A 218-nucleotide genomic window follows, 5' to 3' on the forward strand; every position below is an offset into this window, starting at 1 on the left:
ACTATGCTGCCCTGTGGCGCACTGGCGGTGCCACTGATGGTAGGCGTGGTATCGTTACTGTCGGCTGGCGGATTAATACTGATATCCGGCATGGTGGTATCAATGATCCCAGTGACGCTGGCGGTGCCTTGATTACCCACGCCATCTTCAACGGTGGCGGTAACACTAAAGTCACCCTCCGCTAAATCACTGCTGGCCGTGACACTCCATGTGCCGCC

Annotated in this window: 1 protein-coding gene; it reads right to left on the minus strand. The window is 56.9% G+C overall.

Translation table 11 applies throughout. The annotated features are described in order from the left end of the window. Nucleotides 1-218 (minus strand): Ig-like domain-containing protein (locus tag H5158_RS23090; RefSeq protein ID WP_259399491.1); only part of this gene is annotated, 218 nt, incomplete at both ends.

Origin of the sequence: Pseudoalteromonas sp. SR45-6 (genome assembly GCF_014163545.1) — a bacterium.
Taxonomy (GTDB): Bacteria; Pseudomonadota; Gammaproteobacteria; order Enterobacterales; family Alteromonadaceae; genus Pseudoalteromonas; species Pseudoalteromonas rhizosphaerae.